Below are 424 nucleotides of genomic sequence, written 5' to 3'. Positions count from 1 at the left end.
AGCGTGGTGACAGCGACAAGAATTACAACTGGGTCACCGATTTCGAAAAGCAGACGGGCTGCAAGGTCTCGGTGAAGGTTGCCGCCACCTCTGACGAAATGGTCACGCTGATGAACCAGGGCGGTTTCGACCTGGTGACCGCGTCGGGTGACGCTTCGCTGCGCCTCGTTGCCGGCGGCAAGGTTCAGCCGATCAATATCGACCTGATCAAGAGCTTCTCCACTGTCGACAAGCGGTTGCAGAACGCGCCCTGGAATACGGTCGACGGCGTCCATTACGGCGTGCCCTATCAATGGGGGCCAAACGTGCTGATGTACAATACCAAGGTGTTCGGCGCCAAGAAACCGGACAGCTGGAGCGTGGTGTTCGATGAGCAGACGCTGCCCGACGGCAAGTCCAACAAGGGCCGCGTGCAGGCCTATGA

At 59.2% G+C, this 424-nt stretch carries 1 protein-coding gene; it reads left to right on the top strand.

The window, feature by feature from the left end:
• Nucleotides 1-424, top strand: a 424-nt coding sequence (locus tag AC1D0P_RS30335; RefSeq protein WP_477680123.1) for an extracellular solute-binding protein, incomplete at both ends; no start/stop codon positions are given.

The sequence above is a fragment of the Polaromonas sp. P1_G2 genome (assembly GCF_056405515.1).
The sequence above is the reverse complement of the archived record's forward strand: the minus strand, read 5'-3'. Positions and strand labels throughout refer to the sequence as shown.